Here is a 13,905-nt window from a genome sequence, read left to right as displayed (position 1 = left end):
CTGATCAGTCCGATCGCGATGGAGGACGGTCTGCGCTTCGCGATCCGCGAGGGCGGCCGCACCGTCGGCGCCGGCGTCGTCTCCAAGATCATCGAGTGAGCAAAATGGCAAATCAGCGTATCAGAATCCGTCTCAAGGCCTTCGATCACCGTCTGATCGACCGCTCCGCCGCCGAGATCGTGGAGACCGCGAAGCGCACGGGCGCTCGGGTCAAGGGCCCCATCCCGCTACCGACCAAGCGCGAACTCTACACCGTGCTGATCTCGCCGCACGTCAACAAGGACGCGCGCGATCAGTACGAGCTGCGCACCCACAAGCGGCTGATGGACATCCTCGATCCGACGGACAAGACGGTGGATGCGCTGATGAAGCTGGACCTGGCCGCGGGCGTGAATGTGCAGATCAGGCTTAACTAGCGGTCAATTTTCTGCCATAATGCGTGGCTTTCCGTGGCCCGGCGGGTTTCGAGCCGCCGGGCCACGGCGTTAGGGCGCCTTCGAGGCGCACGGAAATCAGGAAGGGGTTACCAATGTCTCTTGGACTCATCGGTCGCAAGATCGGTATGACGCGGGTCTTTGCCGAGGACGGCGCGTCCTTGCCGGTCACGGTGGTGCAGGTCGGCCACAACCGCGTGGTGCAGCTCAAGCGCGCGGAGCGCGACGGCTACGACGCCGTGCAGCTGACCGCCGGGGCGCGCAAGCCCTCGCGGGTCTCGAGGCCCGAGGCGGGGCACTTCGCGAAGGCCTCGGTGCAGCCGGGTACCGGGCTCTGGGAGTTCCGCGTCGATGCGGGTCAGCTCGAGGGCATGTCCGAGGGCGACGAGATCGGCGTGAGCCTGTTCACCGAGGGGCAGGTGGTCGACGTGACGGCCCGGAGCAAGGGCAAGGGTTTTCAGGGTGTGGTCAAGCGCCACAACTTCCACATGCAGGACGCGACCCACGGCAACTCGCGCTCGCACCGGGCGCCGGGTTCGATCGGTCAGAACCAGACCCCGGGTCGCGTGTTCAAGAACAAGAAGATGGCGGGGCACATGGGCGCGGTGCGCACCACGACGCAGAATCTGAAGGTGGTACGCGTCGACAGTGACCGCGGGCTGTTGCTGATCCACGGGGCGGTGCCGGGCGCGCCCAGCGCCGACGTGATCATCCGTCCCGCCGTGAAGGCCAGGGGATAACAAGCGATGCAAGTGAATACCACGGATACCGCGACGGCGGTCGAGCTGTCGCCCGCCTGCTTCGAGCGTGACTTCAACGAGTCGCTGGTGCACCAGAGCGTGGTCGCCCACCTGGCCGGCGCGCGTTCGGGAACCCGGGCCCAGAAGGGCCGTTCCGAGGTCAGCGGCGGAGGCATCAAGCCGTTCCGTCAGAAGGGGACGGGGCGCGCCCGTGCCGGCACCATCCGCAGCCCGCTGTGGCGCGGGGGCGGCAAGGTCTTCCCGGCGGGTACGCGCGACTTCGGCCAGAAGGTCAATCGCAAGATGTACCGGGCCGCGATCGCCGCGATCCTCTCCGAGCTGCTGCGGCAGGATCGGCTGAAGATCGTCGAGGCGTTCGCGGTGGAGTCCGGGCGCACCCGCGATGCGGTGGCCGCGCTGTCGGCGCTCGGTCTGGAGTCCGGGGTGATCGTCACGGCGGAGAGTGACGCCAGCACGTGGCAGGCCCTGCGCAACCTCCGGAACATCGACATCGTCGCCGCGGCGGAGGTCAATCCGGTGGTGCTGGTGGGCGCCGAGACGGTGGTGATGACCACGGGCGCGGTGAAGCACATAGAGGAGTGGTTGGCATGAACCAGCGTCTGCTGCAGGTGATTCTGGGTCCGGTGGTGTCCGAGAAGTCCACCGCTGCCGGTGAAGTCGGTACGCACGTGTTCAAGGTGCGCCGCGACGCCACGAAATCCGAGATCAGGCAGGCGGTGGAGAAGATCTTCGAGGTGAAGGTGGATTCCGTTCGCACCCTGGTCCAGGACGGCAAGGTGAAGCGCTTCGGGCGTCAGTTCGGTCGCCGCAACCACTGGAAGAAGGCCTACGTCTCCCTTGCTGAAGGGCAGACGATCGAACTGGGCGAAGGAGAGCAGGTGTAAGCCATGGCGATCATGAAGACCAACCCAACCTCCGCGGGCCGCCGCCACGCGGTCAAGGTCCGGAGCCCGGAGCTGCATCCGGGCGCACCCTACGGGCCGCTTCTGGAGAAGAAGTCCAGGACGGGCGGCCGCAACAATCAGGGGCGCATCACGACCCGGCACATCGGCGGTGGCCACAAGCAGCACTACCGCCTGGTCGACTTCAAGCGCAACAAGGACAACGTCCCCGCGGTCGTCGAGCGCCTCGAATACGATCCGAACCGCAGCGCGCACCTGGCGCTGCTGAAGTACGCGGACGGTGAGCGCCGGTACATCATCGCGCCCAGGGGCCTGCGGGCGGGCGATGCCGTGCTGAGCGGAAGCCAGGCGCCGGTGCGCACGGGCAACGCGATGGAGCTGCGTTCGATTCCGGTCGGCACCGTGGTCCATTGCGTGGAGATGAGACCGGGCAAGGGCGCCCAGCTGGCGCGCTCTGCCGGAACCTCGGTGCAGGTGGTGGCCCGGGAGGGCCGGCACGCGACCCTGCGCCTGCGCTCCGGCGAGATGCGCCGGGTCCCTTCGGAATGCCGGGCGGTGGTCGGCGAGGTCGGCAACTCGGAGCACGCCCTGCGCAAGTTCGGCAAGGCGGGCGCGAAGCGCTGGATCGGCGTGCGCCCGACGGTGCGCGGGACGGTGATGAACCCGGTCGATCACCCGCACGGCGGCGGCGAGGGCCGCAACTTCGGTCTGCAGCCGGTGACCCCGTGGGGCGTCCCGACCAAGGGCTACAAGACCCGAAACAACAAGCGAACCGACCGCATGATCGTGCGTCGTCGGAAGAAGTAACGGAGTTCGAGCATGCCGCGTTCACTGAAGAAGGGTCCGTTCGTCGATCATCACCTGTTGAAGAAGGTCGATGTTGCGGTGGAAAAGAACGATCGCCGTCCGATCAAGACCTGGTCGCGCCGATCGATGATCATCCCGCAGATGGTGGGGCTGACGGTGGCCGTCCATAACGGTCGGCAGCACGTACCGGTGCTGGTGACGGAGAACATGGTCGGACACAAGCTCGGCGAATTCGCCGGCACCCGGACCTTCAAGGGTCACGTGGCCAACAAGAAGTCGCGTTAAGGAACTGTAATGAAGACGGATGAAACGATCGCGAAGCTGCGTTACGCGCGGATTTCGCCGCAGAAGGCGCGTCTGGTGGCGGACCAGGTCCGGGGCATGCCGGTGGAGCAGGCACTGAACGAGCTGGCCTTCAGCCCCAAGCGGGCCGCGGCGATGCTGAAGAAGGTCCTGGATTCCGCGATTGCGAATGCGGAGAACAACGACGGCGCGGATGTCGACGAGCTGCGCGTCACCCGGGTCCAGGTGGACGAGGGTCCGGTGATGAAGAGGATGCAGGCGCGGGCCAAGGGTCGCGGCAACCGCATCCTGAAACGGACCAGTCATATCCTGATTGGCGTCAGTGAAACGGGAGCGAGGTAGTCATGGGTCAGAAGGTACATCCAACCGGTATCCGCCTCGGCATCTCGCGCCCGTGGTCCGCCATCTGGTACGAGGACGGGGATGCATTCGGCAAGACGCTCAACGACGACCTGGAGCTGCGCGCCTTCCTGCGCAAGCGCCTGTCGCATGCGTCGGTCAGCCGCATCCAGATCGAGCGCCCGTCGCGTGCCGCGCACGTGACCATCCACACCGCGCGGCCGGGGATCGTGATCGGCAAGAAGGGCGAGGACATCGAGGCGCTGCGCCGCGAGGTCGCGGCGCGGTCCGGGCTCGAGGTGAGCAACGTCAAGATCAACATCGAGGAGATCCGCAAGCCGGAGGTCGACGCGCAGCTGGTGGCCGAGGGCATCGCCCAGCAGCTGGAACGCCGGATCATGTTCCGGCGCGCGATGAAGCGCGCGGTGGGCAATGCGGTGCGCCTCGGCGCCCAGGGCGTGAAGGTCCACGTGTCCGGCCGCCTGAACGGGGCCGAGATCGCGCGCTCCGAGTGGTACCGCGAGGGCCGCGTTCCCCTGCACACGCTGCGTGCCGACATCGACTACGGGTTTGCCGAGGCGAAGACGACCTACGGCGTGATCGGTATCAAGGTGTGGATCTTCAAGGGCGAGGTGTTCGGCCTGGATAGCGCCGCCGAGTCCCGGCCGGGCGCCACCAGCTAGGCCCGCCCAACAAGGAATTCGACATGCTGCAGCCAAAGAGAACCAAGTTCCGGAAGCAATTCAAGGGCAAGAACCGCGGTTTTGCCACCTCGGGCGCCAAGGTGAGCTTCGGTGAATACGGCCTTCAGGCCGTCGACCGTGGTCGCATCACTGCGCGCCAGATCGAGGCCGCCCGCCGTGCGATGGTCCGTCACATCAAGCGCGGTGGGAAGATCTGGATCCGGGTCTTTCCCGACGTGCCGGTGTCCAAGAAGCCCCTCGAGGTGCGCATGGGCAAGGGCAAGGGCAACGTGGAGTACTGGGTGTGCAAGATCCAGCCCGGTCGCATCCTCTACGAGATGGAGGGCGTGAACGAGGAAGTTGCGCGCGAGGCCCTTCGCCTGGCCGCGGCCAAGCTCCCGATCAAGACCACCTTCGCGCGCAGGCAGGTGATGTGATGAGGTTTGCAGAGCTGCAGAAGAAGAACGCCTCCGAGCTGACCGAAGAGCTGGACGGCCTGTACCAGGAGCAGTTTGCGCTGCGCATGCAGAAGGCGGTGGGTCAGCTCGCGCGTCCGGATCGCGTGAAGAAGGTCCGGCGCGAGATCGCCCAGATCCAGACGCTCATCAACCAACGCAAGCGGGCAGGATAAGAACATGAACGAAGAAGTGTCCAGGACCCAGCGTTCCATCATCGGGCGTGTGGTGAGCGACAAGACGGACAAGACCCGGACCGTGGTGGTGGAACGCCGCGTGCGGCACCCGCTGTACGGGAAGTTCATTCGCCGGAGCACCCGGCTGTACGTGCACGACGAGGGCAACGAGTCCCGCGCCGGTGACACCGTGCGCATCCGCGAATGCCGTCCGCTGTCGCGCATGAAGCGTTTCGCACTCGTGGAAGTGCTCGGCCGCGCCCCGGCCTGACCCGGCGCCCATTCGTTGGAGAATTAGTCATGATTCAAATGCAGACCGTTCTCGAGGCCGCCGACAACAGCGGCGCCCGCCGGGTGCAGTGCATCAAGGTGCTCGGGGGATCGCATCGCCGTTACGCGCGTGTCGGCGACGTGATCAAGGTGAGCGTGAAGGACGCGATTCCGCGCGGCAAGGTCAGGAAGGGCGACGTCTACAACGCAGTGGTGGTCCGCACCGCCTCCGGCGTGCGCCGCCCCGACGGCTCGGTGATTCGCTTCGACCGCAATGCCGCGGTGCTGCTGAACAACCAGCTGCAGCCGATCGGTACCCGTATCTTCGGGCCGGTGACCCGTGAACTGCGTGGCGAGAAGTTCATGAAGATCATCTCGCTGGCGCCCGAAGTCTTGTGAGGCAGGCATGAATAAGATTCGCAAGGGTGATGATGTGATGGTCATCACCGGCAAGGACAAGGGGCGCCGCGGCACCGTGCTGCGGGTCTTCCCGGACAGCCGCGTCCTGGTGCAGAACATCAATATGGTGAAGAAGCACCAGAAGCCGAACCCGAACATGGGTCGGACCGGCGGGATCATCGAGAAAGAGATGCCGATTCACGTCTCGAACGTGATGCTGTTCAACCCGGCCGCCGCGAAGGGTGACCGGGTTTCCTTCAAGACCCTCGAAGACGGTCGCAAGGTTCGGGTGTTCCGCTCGAACGGCGAAGTCGTCGACGCATAAGGGCGGAATGAGAGCCATGGAACGTTTGAGAGCGCAGTACCTGGAGTCGGTGATCCCGGCCCTGCAGGAGAAATTCCAGTACGCGAACGTGATGGAGGTTCCCCGGATCACCAAGATCACGCTGAACATGGGACTGGGCGATGCGGTTGCCGACAAGAAGGTGATCGATCACGCCATGTCGGACATGACCGCGATTGCCGGCCAGAAGCCGGTGGTCACCAAGGCCCGGAAATCCATCGCGGCCTTCAAGATCCGCGACGGTTACCCGATCGGATGCAAGGTGACGCTGCGGCGTGGGCGCATGTACGAATTTCTCGATCGGCTGATCAACGTCGCGATTCCCCGCGTCCGTGACTTCCGCGGATTCAGTCCGCGGGCCTTCGATGGCCGCGGCAATTACAGCCTGGGTGTGAAGGAACAGATCATCTTCCCCGAGATCGACTACGACCGCATCGACAAGATCCGCGGGATGGACATCACCATCACCACCAACGCAAAGAACGACGAGGAGGCGAAGGCATTGCTCGAGGCCTTCCGCTTCCCCTTCCGGACGTAACCCGAGGTTCCCGAGAAATGGCAAAGGTTTCGATGATGATGCGCGAGCAGAAGCGCGCAAGGCTGGTGCAGAAGTACGCGGCGCGCCGGGCCGAACTGAAGGCCAAGGTGCTGGACGAGTCACTGCCCGGCGAAGAGCGCATGGCGGCCATGCAGGCGCTGCAGAAGCTTCCGCGCGACTCGAGTCCTGTGCGCAGGCGCAACCGCTGCGGTATCACCGGACGACCGAAGGGCTACTACCGCCGGTTCGGTCTCGGCCGCAACAAGCTGCGCGAGTACGCGATGCGCGGCGAGATTCCGGGACTGCGCAAGGCCAGTTGGTAAGGAGAACAGAATCATGATGACCGATCCGATTGCCGACCTGCTGACCCGGGTGCGGAATGCCCAGCGGGCCGAGAAGAAGACCGTCGCGGTCCCCTACAGCCGCACCAAGGAGGCGATCCTGAAGGTCTTCGCGGAAGAGGGCTATGTCGCCGACGTCGGCGCCGAGGGCGAGGGCGCGTCCAGGCAGCTGCGCGTGACCCTGAAGTATTTCCAGGGGCGCGGCGTGATCGAGAATATCGAGCGCATCAGCCGTCCGGGTCTGCGGATCTACCGTGGCAAGGACGAGCTGCCCCGAATCCACGCGGGCCTCGGCGTCGCGGTGGTCTCCACCCCGAAGGGGGTGATGACCGACCGTGCGGCACGAGCCCTGGGCCAGGGCGGCGAAGTGCTCTGCAAGATCTATTGAGGAAACTGTCATGTCTCGGGTAGCAAAAAGACCGCTCGACCTGCCGGCAGGGGTGTCGCTGGAGATGAGTGGGCAGGAAATCACCGTGAAGGGCCCCAAGGGCGAGATCAGCATGCGCTGTCCCGAAGCGGTGGAGGTGTCCATCGAGGGCAACGTCGCGACCGTGTCGCCGGCGGCGAACAACGACAACCCCGCTCTCGCAGGTACCATCCGCTCGGTCCTGGGCAATCACGTGCATGGTGTGAGCCAGGGCTTCGAGCGCGCCCTCGAACTCGTCGGCGTCGGTTACCGGGCGCAGGCGCAGGGCAAGGTGCTGAACCTGTCGCTGGGCTATTCGCACCCCATCGCGTTCCAGATTCCCGACGGCATCAGCATCGAGACGCCGAGTCAGACGGAGATCGTGGTCAAGGGACATGACTGTCAGCAGGTGGGGCAGGTCGCCGCGAACATACGGGATTTTCGTCGCCCGGAGCCGTACAAGGGCAAGGGCGTGAAGTACAAGGGCGAGCGCATTCTGCGTAAAGAAGCCAAGAAGAAGTAGGGTGTAACCGTGGACAAGAAAGAGTCGAGACTCAGAAGGGCGCGCCGCGCGCGGTACAAGATCCGGGAACTGGGGGCGCACCGCCTGTGCGTGCACCGCACGCCCCGCCATATCTACGCGCAGATCGTCGCGCCCAGCGGCGACGCGGTGCTCGCGGCAGCGTCCACGGTCGAGTCCGGGGTCCGCGGCGAGCTGGGATACACGGGCAATACGGAGGCCGCCGCGCGGGTGGGACGGCTGATCGCCGAGCGGGCCCGCGCAGCGGGGATCGACAGGGTCGCCTTCGACCGCGCGGGATTCCGCTATCACGGGCGGGTGCAGGCGCTGGCCGAGGCCGCCCGCGAAGGCGGGCTGCAGTTCTGATCGGACCCGATTTCACCGGAGAGAGCAATGGCACGTAACGAAGCAAGCGAAGCCACGGACGGGCTGCAGGAAAAACTGATCAGCGTCAATCGGGTCGCGAAGGTGGTCAAGGGCGGTCGCCAGTTCCGTTTCGCCGCGCTGACCGTGGTCGGCGACGGCGACGGGCGCGTCGGCTACGGGTACGGCAAGGCCCGGGAGGTGCCGCTGGCGATTCAGAAGGCGATGCAGCAGGCGCGTCAGAACCTGACGACCGTCCGGTTGAACCAGGGAACGCTGCACTACGCGGTGAACGGCTACCATGGCGCGGCGAACGTCTACATGCAGCCGGCATCCGAGGGAACGGGAGTGATCGCCGGTGGCGCGATGCGCGCGGTGCTCGAGGTGGCGGGGGTGCGCAACGTGCTCGCCAAGTGCGTCGGCTCGCGCAACCCCATCAACGTGGTGCAGGCGACGATCAACGGCCTCGCGGCCGTCGACGATCCCGAAATGGTCGCCGCGAAGCGCGGCAAGACCCTCGAAGAAATCACGGGTTGAAGATGAACAAGCTCAGACTCACGCTGGTCCGTTCCACTGCGGGCCGACTGGCCAACCACAAGGCCTGCGTCCGGGGGCTCGGTCTGCGCAAGACGCAGAGCACCTCCGTGGTGGAGGCCACGCCCGAGAACCTGGGCATGGTGCGCAAGGTGGCGTACCTGCTGAAGGTCGAGGAGGCCTGACCATGCGCATGAACGAACTGCTTCCGACCCCTGGCTCCCGGGCCAAGGCCAAGCGCCTCGGGCGGGGTATCGGCTCCGGCCTCGGCAAGACCTCGGGGCGCGGTCACAAGGGACAGAAGTCCCGCTCCGGCGGCTACCACAAGGTGGGCTTCGAGGGCGGTCAGATGCCGCTGCAGCGTCGTCTGCCGAAGGTCGGCTTCCGCTCCCGGACCCTGAAGCGCACTGCCGAGGTGCGTCTGCACGAGCTGCAGCGGGTGGAGGGTGACGTGACCCTCGAGTCGCTGAAGGCGGCCGGGCTGGTTCCGGGCGGCGCCGAGCGCGCCAAGGTCTTCGCCTCCGGCACCCTGGACAAGCCACGCGTGCTGCGTGGCATCGCCGTCACCACCGGTGCCCGGGTCGCGATCGAGGCCGCCGGCGGGCGCGTCGAGGAGTAACGATGGCACGGGGAGCGGCAGCAAAGGGTGGCGGCCTGGCGGGGTTTTCCGAACTCCGCCAGCGGCTGCTCTTCGTGCTGGGTGCGCTGGTGGTCTACCGTATCGGCACCTTCATCCCGGTGCCGGGGATCAACCCGGTCGCGGTCGCGAGCTTCTTCGAGCAGCACAGCGGCACGATCCTGGACATGTTCAACATGTTCTCGGGAGGCGCGCTGGAACGCCTGTCCATCTTCGCCCTCGGGGTGATGCCCTATATCTCCGCGGCGATCATCATGCAGCTGCTGGCGGCGACCGTCCCGCACCTGCAGCAGCTGAAGAAGGAAGGCGAGTCCGGGCGCCGCAAGATCACCCAGTACACGCGCTACGGCACGGTGCTGCTGGCGCTCTTCCAGAGCATCGGGATCTCGGTCGCGCTGAGTGGCCAGACCATCCAGGGCATGCCGATGGCCCTGACGCCGGTACACATCTTCATTCCGACGGTGGTCGTATCGCTGGTGACGGGAACGATGTTCCTCGTCTGGCTGGGCGAGCAGATCACGGAACGCGGTGTGGGTAACGGCATCTCGATCATCATCTTCGCGGGTATTGTCGCGGGCCTGCCGGCGGCGATCGGCGGGACGCTGGAGCTTGCGCGCACCGGCGAACTGGCCGCGGCCTTTGTGGTCATCCTGCTGGTGCTGGCGCTGGCGGTCACGGCCTTCGTCGTCTTCGTCGAGCGCGGTCAGCGGCGGATCACGATCAACTACGCGAAGCGCCAGGTGGGCCGCAAGGTGATCGGTGGCCAGTCCAGCCATCTGCCGCTGAAGCTGAACATGGCGGGCGTGATCCCGCCGATCTTCGCCTCGAGCATCATCCTGTTTCCGGCGACGCTGGGACAGTGGTTCGGGCAGGCGGAGGGCATGGGGTGGCTCCGGGAGATCTCGACCACGCTGTCACCCGGGCAGCCCCTTTACGTGGCATTCTATGCGGCGGCGATCATCTTCTTCTGCTTCTTCTACACCGCGCTGGTCTTCAACTCGCGCGAGACCGCGGAGAACCTGAAGAAGCAGGGGGCCTTCGTGCCGGGCATCCGTCCGGGCGTGCAGACGGAGCGGTTCATCGACGGCGTGATGACGCGCCTGACCGCGGTCGGCGCCATCTACATCACCGCGGTGTGCCTGCTGCCCGAGTTCCTGATCCTGTACTGGAACGTGCCGTTCTATTTTGGTGGCACCTCGCTGCTGATCATCGTGATCGTGACGATGGACTTCATGTCGCAGCTGCAGGCACACCTGATGTCGCACCAGTACGAAGGACTGATGCGCAAGGCGAATCTCAAGGGTTTCGGCGGAAGCAACATCCGCTAGGTTTTGGAGAGAGACGAAATGAAGGTGAGAGCATCAGTGAAGCCGATCTGCCGCAACTGCAAGCTGATCCGGCGTCATGGCGTGGTCCGCGTGATCTGCAGCGACCCGCGCCACAAGCAGCGTCAGGGCTGACGGTCATGGCAACACGCGCCAACCCGATGGATCACGACGGGTCCGGCGCCGGCCTGGGCATTGGCTCTGCCGCAAGCGGGAAGGCGCCAGGTTGCGCGCCCCGCGGGCGGTCTTCACGCGAATTCGCGCTTGAGCACAAGCAGGTCTTTGGCTATAATAATCGGCTTTGCCGAATTTGATGGAGAGTTTGGATGGCTCGCGTCGCTGGTATCAACATTCCCGACCAGAAGCACACCGTGATCGCACTGACCGCGATCTACGGGATCGGCAGGACGCGCGCCCGCCAGATCTGTGAGGCTGCCGGCGTCCGCGAGGACATCAAGGTGCGTGACCTGACCGATGCCGAGGTGGAGAACCTGCGCGCAGCGGTCGGCCGCGTCCCCGTCGAGGGTGACCTGCGACGGGAGATCAGCATGAACATCAAGCGGCTGATGGACCTGGGCTGCTATCGCGGCATTCGCCACCGCCGCGGCCTGCCCGTGCGCGGGCAGCAGACCCGCACCAACGCGCGCACCCGCAAGGGTCCTCGCCGTCCGATTCGCAAGTAATCTTCCCGGGACCCAGTCAATGGCACAACCGCAATCCAAGACCAAGAAAAAGGTCCGAAAGAACGTGGCCGAGGGCGTTGCCCATGTCTACGCCTCGTTCAACAACACGATCATCACCATCACGGATCGCCAGGGCAACACGCTGAGCTGGGCCACCTCCGGCGGTTCCGGCTTTCGTGGATCGCGCAAATCGACTCCGTTCGCCGCGCAGGTCGCTGCGGAGCGGGCGGGTTCCGCCGCCCAGGAGCACGGCGTGAAGAACCTCGAGGTGCTCGTGAGGGGTCCGGGGCCGGGACGGGAATCCGCGGTGCGTGCGCTGAACAACGTGGGATTCAAGATCACGAACATCAGCGACATCACCCCCATTCCGCACAACGGCTGCCGTCCGCCGAAGAAGCGGCGTGTCTGAACCGATTCGGAGTTGATTCATGGCCCGTTATATTGGACCGAAGTGCAAGCTTAGCCGTCGCGAGGGTGCCGACCTCGGCCTGAAGAGCCGGGCGCGTGCCCTGGAGACCAAGTGCAAGCTCGACAAGGCGCCGGGACAGCACGGCGATCGCCGCACGCGCCTCTCCGACTACGGGGTGCAGCTGCGGGAGAAGCAGAAGCTGCGGCGTACCTACGGAGTGCTCGAGAAGCAGTTCCGTAATTATTACCAGGAGGCCTCGCGCCTGAAGGGCTCGACCGGTGACAACCTCCTGCGCCTGCTCGAGGGCCGGCTCGACAACGTGGTCTACCGCATGGGTTTCGGCGGCACGCGTTCCGAGGCCCGGCAGCTGGTGTCGCACCGGGCCATTCTGGTCAACGGGCGCACGGTGAACATCCCGTCCTACCAGGTGTCGCCCTCCGACGTGATCTCGGTGCGCGAGAAGGCCCGCAAGCAGGTGCGCATCCGGGATGCACTGACCCTGGCCGAGCAGGCCGGGCTTCCCGGCTGGGTCGAGGTGGACAGCAGCAAGTTCGAGGGCGTCTTCAAGGCGTTGCCCGATCGGACCGACCTCCCGGCCGACATCAACGAGTCGCTGGTGGTCGAGTTGTACTCGAAGTAACGCTGGTACGCAGGAGCGCACATGCAAGTGAATGAACTGGTCAACAAGCAGCACATCGAGGTCGAGGCCGAGAACCGGAGCAAGGCGAAGGTGGTCCTGGAGCCGCTCGAGCGCGGGTTCGGGCACACGCTCGGCAACGCCCTGCGAAGGGTGCTGCTGTCTTCGATCACCGGTACCGCGATCGTCGAGGTTGAGATCGAGGGCGTGCTTCACGAGTACTCCACGATCGAGGGGGTGCAGGAGGACGTTGTCGATATCCTGCTGAACCTCAAGGGCGTGTCGCTGCGCATGCACAGCCGCGAGGAGGCCGTGCTTTCGCTGCGGAAGCAGGGCCCGAGCGTGGTCACGGCCGCCGATATCAAGCTGGATCACGACGTGGAGCTGGTGAATCCGGACCACGTGATCGCGAACATCAACAAGAACGTGGAGCTGGCGATGTCCCTGCGCCTGCGCACGGGCCGCGGTTACGAGCCGGTCGCGGCCCGCCGCCAGGCCGACATGGAGGAGACCACCATCGGACGCCTGATGCTGGACGCCAGCTTCAGCCCCATCCGGCGCGTGGCCTACCGTGTCGAGAGCGCCCGTCTTGCGCAGCGTACCGACATGGACCGCCTGGTGCTCGAACTCGAGACCAACGGGGCGATCGCCCCGGATGACGCGGTGCGGCAAGCCGCGGGCATCCTGCAGCGGCAACTGTCGCCGTTCGTGGATCTCAAGGAGACCGGGCCCGAGCCGGGCCGTCCCGGCGTCGGGCCGGTCGATCCGGTGTTGCTGCGGCCGGTCGACGAACTCGAACTCACCGTGCGCTCGGCCAATTGCCTGAAGGCCGAGAACATCTATCACATCGGTGACCTCGTGCAGCGTACCGAGGTGGAGCTGCTGCGTACGCCAAACCTCGGCAAGAAGTCCCTGACCGAGATCAAGGACACGCTCGCGAGCCACGGCCTGTCCCTGGGCATGCGTCTGGAGAACTGGCCGCCGCCGGGACTGCAGGAAACCACGGAATAACAACAACGGCCCACGCCGGACTGACAAAACCAGGTAACTCTCATGCGTCATCGCAATATCGGTCGGCAACTCAGCCGGAACAGTTCGCACCGCAAGGCCACGCTGCAGGCGTTGACCGTGTCCCTGTTTCGACACGAACTGATCAAGACCACGCTGCCCAAGGCGAAGGAACTGCGACGGGTGGCCGAGCCGCTGATCACGCTGGGGAAGAAGGACTCGGTGCATACCCGTCGGGTGGCCTTCTCGCGCCTCCGTGACAAGGAGATGGTCGGCAAGCTGTTCACCGACCTCGGGCCGCGCTTCCAGGAGCGGCCGGGCGGCTACCTCCGCATCCTCAAGTGCGGCTACCGGGCCGGCGACAACGCGCCGATGGCCTATGTGGAACTGCTGGACCGGCCGGAGCCTTCCGCCGCCGACTGATCCTTGCGGGTTCGCAACAACGAAGAAGCCGGCCTCGAGCCGGCTTCTTCGTTGCTGGCGTCCGCTGGCGTTCGTGCCGCTGCCAGGGGTGCCGGTGGGGTATTGTGGGAGCGGCTTCCAGCCGCGATGCCCTTTCGTCGCACCATGCCCGATCGCGGCCGGAGGCCGCTCCCACATGCGGCTTCCAGCCGCGATGCCCCTTCGCCCCA

28 protein-coding genes and 1 pseudogene are annotated in these 13,905 nt (G+C 65.6%); all 29 read left to right on the top strand.

Annotated elements, in window-relative coordinates; genetic code table 11:
• Positions 1–99 (top strand): annotated as a pseudogene (locus ACESMN_RS08315) (elongation factor Tu); the annotation flags it as partial.
• A 5-nt stretch (positions 100–104) separates the two neighbouring features.
• Positions 105–416: a 30S ribosomal protein S10 gene (gene rpsJ / locus ACESMN_RS08310; protein WP_006747221.1), complete on the top strand. Its 312-nt coding sequence runs from the start codon at positions 105–107 to the stop codon at positions 414–416.
• Between the two features lie 113 nt (positions 417–529).
• Positions 530–1,174, top strand: a complete 645-nt coding sequence (rplC, locus tag ACESMN_RS08305; protein WP_373053127.1) for a 50S ribosomal protein L3 — start codon at positions 530–532, stop codon at positions 1,172–1,174.
• Between the two features lie 6 nt (positions 1,175–1,180).
• Positions 1,181–1,786, top strand: a complete 606-nt coding sequence (gene rplD, locus ACESMN_RS08300; protein ID WP_373053126.1) for a 50S ribosomal protein L4 — start codon at positions 1,181–1,183, stop codon at positions 1,784–1,786.
• The gene (gene rplW, locus ACESMN_RS08295) at positions 1,783–2,079 is read left to right on the top strand and encodes a 50S ribosomal protein L23 (protein WP_373053125.1); all 297 of its coding nucleotides are present in this window, start codon (positions 1,783–1,785) and stop codon (positions 2,077–2,079) included. Before rplD ends, rplW begins: the two co-directional genes overlap by 4 nt.
• A gap of 3 nt (positions 2,080–2,082) precedes the next feature.
• Complete coding sequence (gene rplB, locus ACESMN_RS08290; RefSeq protein ID WP_373053124.1) at positions 2,083–2,904, top strand: 50S ribosomal protein L2; 822 nt, start codon at positions 2,083–2,085, stop codon at positions 2,902–2,904.
• A 12-nt stretch (positions 2,905–2,916) separates the two neighbouring features.
• Positions 2,917–3,189 (top strand): 30S ribosomal protein S19, encoded by a 273-nt coding sequence (rpsS, locus tag ACESMN_RS08285; RefSeq protein WP_373053123.1) that lies wholly within the window; start codon positions 2,917–2,919, stop codon positions 3,187–3,189.
• Positions 3,190–3,198: 9 nt separating this feature from the next.
• Positions 3,199–3,549 (top strand): 50S ribosomal protein L22, encoded by a 351-nt coding sequence (rplV, locus tag ACESMN_RS08280; protein WP_373053122.1) that lies wholly within the window; start codon positions 3,199–3,201, stop codon positions 3,547–3,549.
• A 2-nt stretch (positions 3,550–3,551) separates the two neighbouring features.
• Entirely contained in the window at positions 3,552–4,229 is a 678-nt protein-coding gene (gene rpsC, locus ACESMN_RS08275; protein WP_373053121.1) for a 30S ribosomal protein S3, read from the top strand.
• A gap of 23 nt (positions 4,230–4,252) precedes the next feature.
• Entirely contained in the window at positions 4,253–4,666 is a 414-nt protein-coding gene (gene rplP, locus ACESMN_RS08270) for a 50S ribosomal protein L16 (protein ID WP_373053120.1), read from the top strand.
• Positions 4,666–4,860, top strand: coding sequence for a 50S ribosomal protein L29 (rpmC, locus tag ACESMN_RS08265; RefSeq protein ID WP_373053119.1), 195 nt, complete (start codon positions 4,666–4,668; stop codon positions 4,858–4,860). Before rplP ends, rpmC begins: the two co-directional genes overlap by 1 nt.
• 4 nt (positions 4,861–4,864) lie before the next feature.
• Positions 4,865–5,131 carry a 30S ribosomal protein S17 gene (rpsQ, locus tag ACESMN_RS08260; RefSeq protein WP_373053118.1) on the top strand — a complete coding sequence of 89 codons (267 nt, stop codon included), beginning with the start codon at positions 4,865–4,867 and terminating at the stop codon, positions 5,129–5,131.
• Positions 5,132–5,160: 29 nt separating this feature from the next.
• The gene (gene rplN, locus ACESMN_RS08255) at positions 5,161–5,529 is read left to right on the top strand and encodes a 50S ribosomal protein L14 (protein WP_373053117.1); all 369 of its coding nucleotides are present in this window, start codon (positions 5,161–5,163) and stop codon (positions 5,527–5,529) included.
• A gap of 7 nt (positions 5,530–5,536) precedes the next feature.
• Positions 5,537–5,854, top strand: coding sequence for a 50S ribosomal protein L24 (gene rplX / locus ACESMN_RS08250; RefSeq protein ID WP_373053116.1), 318 nt, complete (start codon positions 5,537–5,539; stop codon positions 5,852–5,854).
• 16 nt (positions 5,855–5,870) lie between these two features.
• Positions 5,871–6,410 carry a 50S ribosomal protein L5 gene (rplE, locus tag ACESMN_RS08245; protein ID WP_373053115.1) on the top strand — a complete coding sequence of 180 codons (540 nt, stop codon included), beginning with the start codon at positions 5,871–5,873 and terminating at the stop codon, positions 6,408–6,410.
• A gap of 17 nt (positions 6,411–6,427) precedes the next feature.
• Positions 6,428–6,733 (top strand): 30S ribosomal protein S14, encoded by a 306-nt coding sequence (gene rpsN / locus ACESMN_RS08240; protein WP_373053114.1) that lies wholly within the window; start codon positions 6,428–6,430, stop codon positions 6,731–6,733.
• 10 nt (positions 6,734–6,743) lie between these two features.
• Positions 6,744–7,139 (top strand): 30S ribosomal protein S8, encoded by a 396-nt coding sequence (rpsH, locus tag ACESMN_RS08235; protein ID WP_373053130.1) that lies wholly within the window; start codon positions 6,744–6,746, stop codon positions 7,137–7,139.
• Positions 7,140–7,149: 10 nt separating this feature from the next.
• On the top strand, positions 7,150–7,680 hold the full coding sequence (gene rplF / locus ACESMN_RS08230; protein WP_373053113.1) for a 50S ribosomal protein L6: 531 nt from the start codon (positions 7,150–7,152) through the stop codon (positions 7,678–7,680).
• Positions 7,681–7,689: 9 nt separating this feature from the next.
• On the top strand, positions 7,690–8,043 hold the full coding sequence (rplR, locus tag ACESMN_RS08225; protein WP_373053112.1) for a 50S ribosomal protein L18: 354 nt from the start codon (positions 7,690–7,692) through the stop codon (positions 8,041–8,043).
• A 27-nt stretch (positions 8,044–8,070) separates the two neighbouring features.
• Positions 8,071–8,577 carry a 30S ribosomal protein S5 gene (rpsE, locus tag ACESMN_RS08220; RefSeq protein ID WP_373053111.1) on the top strand — a complete coding sequence of 169 codons (507 nt, stop codon included), beginning with the start codon at positions 8,071–8,073 and terminating at the stop codon, positions 8,575–8,577.
• A 2-nt stretch (positions 8,578–8,579) separates the two neighbouring features.
• On the top strand, positions 8,580–8,759 hold the full coding sequence (gene rpmD, locus ACESMN_RS08215; RefSeq protein ID WP_373053110.1) for a 50S ribosomal protein L30: 180 nt from the start codon (positions 8,580–8,582) through the stop codon (positions 8,757–8,759).
• 2 nt (positions 8,760–8,761) lie between these two features.
• A complete protein-coding gene (gene rplO / locus ACESMN_RS08210; RefSeq protein ID WP_373053109.1) occupies positions 8,762–9,193 on the top strand; it encodes a 50S ribosomal protein L15 in 432 nt (143 codons plus the stop codon).
• A gap of 2 nt (positions 9,194–9,195) precedes the next feature.
• The gene (secY, locus tag ACESMN_RS08205) at positions 9,196–10,539 is read left to right on the top strand and encodes a preprotein translocase subunit SecY (RefSeq protein WP_373053108.1); all 1,344 of its coding nucleotides are present in this window, start codon (positions 9,196–9,198) and stop codon (positions 10,537–10,539) included.
• Between the two features lie 18 nt (positions 10,540–10,557).
• On the top strand, positions 10,558–10,671 hold the full coding sequence (rpmJ, locus tag ACESMN_RS08200) for a 50S ribosomal protein L36 (RefSeq protein ID WP_025367578.1): 114 nt from the start codon (positions 10,558–10,560) through the stop codon (positions 10,669–10,671).
• Positions 10,672–10,862: 191 nt separating this feature from the next.
• The gene (gene rpsM / locus ACESMN_RS08195) at positions 10,863–11,219 is read left to right on the top strand and encodes a 30S ribosomal protein S13 (protein WP_373053107.1); all 357 of its coding nucleotides are present in this window, start codon (positions 10,863–10,865) and stop codon (positions 11,217–11,219) included.
• A gap of 19 nt (positions 11,220–11,238) precedes the next feature.
• Positions 11,239–11,628: a 30S ribosomal protein S11 gene (gene rpsK / locus ACESMN_RS08190; protein ID WP_373053106.1), complete on the top strand. Its 390-nt coding sequence runs from the start codon at positions 11,239–11,241 to the stop codon at positions 11,626–11,628.
• Between the two features lie 19 nt (positions 11,629–11,647).
• On the top strand, positions 11,648–12,268 hold the full coding sequence (gene rpsD / locus ACESMN_RS08185; RefSeq protein WP_373053105.1) for a 30S ribosomal protein S4: 621 nt from the start codon (positions 11,648–11,650) through the stop codon (positions 12,266–12,268).
• Positions 12,269–12,289: 21 nt separating this feature from the next.
• Positions 12,290–13,276 carry a DNA-directed RNA polymerase subunit alpha gene (locus tag ACESMN_RS08180; protein WP_373053104.1) on the top strand — a complete coding sequence of 329 codons (987 nt, stop codon included), beginning with the start codon at positions 12,290–12,292 and terminating at the stop codon, positions 13,274–13,276.
• 42 nt (positions 13,277–13,318) lie between these two features.
• On the top strand, positions 13,319–13,696 hold the full coding sequence (rplQ, locus tag ACESMN_RS08175) for a 50S ribosomal protein L17 (RefSeq protein WP_373053103.1): 378 nt from the start codon (positions 13,319–13,321) through the stop codon (positions 13,694–13,696).
• The last annotated feature ends 209 nt before the right edge of the window (positions 13,697–13,905 follow it).

The organism is Thioalkalivibrio sp. (genome assembly GCF_041690275.1).
Classification (GTDB): domain Bacteria; phylum Pseudomonadota; class Gammaproteobacteria; order Ectothiorhodospirales; family Ectothiorhodospiraceae; genus Thioalkalivibrio.
The sequence above is the reverse complement of the archived record's forward strand: the minus strand, read 5'-3'. Positions and strand labels throughout refer to the sequence as shown.

Coding starts and splice junctions, on each gene's coding strand:
- rpsJ (WP_006747221.1), top strand. CDS start 105: ATGGCAAATCAGCGTATCAGAATCCGTCTCAAGGCCTTCGATCACCGT.
- rplC (WP_373053127.1), top strand. CDS start 530: ATGTCTCTTGGACTCATCGGTCGCAAGATCGGTATGACGCGGGTCTTT.
- rplD (WP_373053126.1), top strand. CDS start 1,181: ATGCAAGTGAATACCACGGATACCGCGACGGCGGTCGAGCTGTCGCCC.
- rplW (WP_373053125.1), top strand. CDS start 1,783: ATGAACCAGCGTCTGCTGCAGGTGATTCTGGGTCCGGTGGTGTCCGAG.
- rplB (WP_373053124.1), top strand. CDS start 2,083: ATGGCGATCATGAAGACCAACCCAACCTCCGCGGGCCGCCGCCACGCG.
- rpsS (WP_373053123.1), top strand. CDS start 2,917: ATGCCGCGTTCACTGAAGAAGGGTCCGTTCGTCGATCATCACCTGTTG.
- rplV (WP_373053122.1), top strand. CDS start 3,199: ATGAAGACGGATGAAACGATCGCGAAGCTGCGTTACGCGCGGATTTCG.
- rpsC (WP_373053121.1), top strand. CDS start 3,552: ATGGGTCAGAAGGTACATCCAACCGGTATCCGCCTCGGCATCTCGCGC.
- rplP (WP_373053120.1), top strand. CDS start 4,253: ATGCTGCAGCCAAAGAGAACCAAGTTCCGGAAGCAATTCAAGGGCAAG.
- rpmC (WP_373053119.1), top strand. CDS start 4,666: ATGAGGTTTGCAGAGCTGCAGAAGAAGAACGCCTCCGAGCTGACCGAA.
- rpsQ (WP_373053118.1), top strand. CDS start 4,865: ATGAACGAAGAAGTGTCCAGGACCCAGCGTTCCATCATCGGGCGTGTG.
- rplN (WP_373053117.1), top strand. CDS start 5,161: ATGATTCAAATGCAGACCGTTCTCGAGGCCGCCGACAACAGCGGCGCC.
- rplX (WP_373053116.1), top strand. CDS start 5,537: ATGAATAAGATTCGCAAGGGTGATGATGTGATGGTCATCACCGGCAAG.
- rplE (WP_373053115.1), top strand. CDS start 5,871: ATGGAACGTTTGAGAGCGCAGTACCTGGAGTCGGTGATCCCGGCCCTG.
- rpsN (WP_373053114.1), top strand. CDS start 6,428: ATGGCAAAGGTTTCGATGATGATGCGCGAGCAGAAGCGCGCAAGGCTG.
- rplF (WP_373053113.1), top strand. CDS start 7,150: ATGTCTCGGGTAGCAAAAAGACCGCTCGACCTGCCGGCAGGGGTGTCG.
- rpsE (WP_373053111.1), top strand. CDS start 8,071: ATGGCACGTAACGAAGCAAGCGAAGCCACGGACGGGCTGCAGGAAAAA.
- rpmD (WP_373053110.1), top strand. CDS start 8,580: ATGAACAAGCTCAGACTCACGCTGGTCCGTTCCACTGCGGGCCGACTG.
- rplO (WP_373053109.1), top strand. CDS start 8,762: ATGCGCATGAACGAACTGCTTCCGACCCCTGGCTCCCGGGCCAAGGCC.
- secY (WP_373053108.1), top strand. CDS start 9,196: ATGGCACGGGGAGCGGCAGCAAAGGGTGGCGGCCTGGCGGGGTTTTCC.
- rpmJ (WP_025367578.1), top strand. CDS start 10,558: ATGAAGGTGAGAGCATCAGTGAAGCCGATCTGCCGCAACTGCAAGCTG.
- rpsM (WP_373053107.1), top strand. CDS start 10,863: ATGGCTCGCGTCGCTGGTATCAACATTCCCGACCAGAAGCACACCGTG.
- rpsK (WP_373053106.1), top strand. CDS start 11,239: ATGGCACAACCGCAATCCAAGACCAAGAAAAAGGTCCGAAAGAACGTG.
- rpsD (WP_373053105.1), top strand. CDS start 11,648: ATGGCCCGTTATATTGGACCGAAGTGCAAGCTTAGCCGTCGCGAGGGT.
- ACESMN_RS08180 (WP_373053104.1), top strand. CDS start 12,290: ATGCAAGTGAATGAACTGGTCAACAAGCAGCACATCGAGGTCGAGGCC.
- rplQ (WP_373053103.1), top strand. CDS start 13,319: ATGCGTCATCGCAATATCGGTCGGCAACTCAGCCGGAACAGTTCGCAC.